Here is a 1,737-nt window from a genome sequence, read left to right as displayed (position 1 = left end):
TCTCCCCCGACGGCAGAGTGATCATGGAATTCTCCGGCAAGGAGCTGATCAAGGGCGAGCCCGACGCGTCCTCGTTCCCCTCGGGCGGTCTGCGCGCGACCTTTGAGGCAAGAGGCTATACCGCGTGGGACCCCACCTCCTACGCTTTCATCAAGGGCAAGACCCTTTGTATCCCCACCGCGTTCGCATCCTACAGCGCCGACGCGCTGGATAAAAAGACCCCGCTGTTGCGCTCCATGCAGGCGCTGAATATCCAGGCGTTGCGCGTCTTAAAGCTCTTCGGCAATGAGGATGTCAAGCGCGTCGTTACCTCTGTCGGACCCGAGCAGGAATACTTCCTTGTTCCCAAGGAGCTGTACGCAAAGCGCAAGGATCTGATCTATACGGGACGTACCCTCTTCGGCGCGCGTCCTCCCAAGGGTCAGGAACTCGACGATCACTACTTCGGCACCATCAAGCCGCGCGTCCTCGCGTATATGGAGGATCTCAACGACGAGCTGTGGAAGCTCGGGATCCTCGCGAAAACCCAGCATAATGAGGTAGCTCCCGCACAGCATGAGCTGGCGCCCATCTACACAACGACTAACGTCGCGACAGACCACAACCAGCTGACTATGGAGATCATGCAGAAGGTCGCGGAGCGCCACGGTCTGGTATGTCTGCTGCACGAAAAGCCCTTCAAGGGAGTGAACGGTTCGGGCAAGCACAACAACTGGTCGATTGGTACGGATACAGGAGTCAACCTGCTCACTCCCGGTGAGACGCCGTTTGAGAATGTCCAGTTCCTGCTATTCCTCGTAGCGGTCATCAAGGCGGTAGACGAGTATCAGGATCTGCTGAGGCTGTCCGTCGCGACCGCGGGCAACGATCACCGTTTGGGCGCGAACGAAGCGCCGCCCGCCGTCATCTCTATCTTCCTCGGCGACGAGCTGACCGCCGTTCTGGACGCGATCGAGAACGATACCGAGTATGAGGGCACGAAGAAGAAATATATGAAGCTCGGCGTTGATGTTCTGCCGCGTTTCAGACGCGACACCACCGACCGCAACCGCACCTCTCCCTTCGCGTTCACCGGCAACAAGTTCGAGTTCCGTATGCTCGGCTCCTCCAACTCCATCGCCTGCTGCAATATGATGCTCAACTCCGCTGTCGCGGAAGTCTTGAAGCAGTTTGCGGATGTGCTGGAGAGCTCCGAGGACTTTGAAAATGACGTTCACGACCTGATCCGCAAGACGATCAAAGAGCATAAGCGCATCATTTTCAACGGCAACGGCTACGATGACGCATGGATCGAAGAAGCCGAGAAGCGCGGCTTATCCAATCTCAAAACGACCGCCGACGCAATGCCGCATCTGCTGGACGAAAAGAATATCGCGATGCTGACCGCTCACAAGGTATTTACCGTCGCTGAGCTTGAGAGCCGCATGGAGATCATGCTCGAAAACTACGTCAAGCAGGTCAATATCGAAGCGCTTACGATGGTGGATATGACCGGTAAGCAGATCATCCCCGCGATCGAGACCTATCTGATGAAGCTCTTGAAGAACGTTTCTATGAAGAAGGCGATCTCGCCCGAGATCGGCTGTGCTTATGAGACGGCTAACATCGAGAAGCTCTCCGCCGCCTGTGACGAGATGAGTGCCAACGCGGGTATACTCGAGCGTTTGGCAGAGCATCTGGCGCATATCGACGATATCGTGGAGCAGGCGAACTTCGTCCGCGATGAGCTCCTGCCGC

The 1,737-nt window shown here is 56.9% G+C and carries 1 protein-coding gene; it reads left to right on the top strand.

Annotated elements, in window-relative coordinates; translation table 11 throughout:
• On the top strand, positions 1–1,737 hold a 1,737-nt coding region (locus tag JKK62_RS15920; RefSeq protein WP_201428779.1), incomplete at both ends, for a glutamine synthetase III family protein.

Source organism: Ruminococcus difficilis, assembly GCF_016680995.1.
This window is presented reverse-complemented; position numbering and strand designations above follow the sequence as displayed.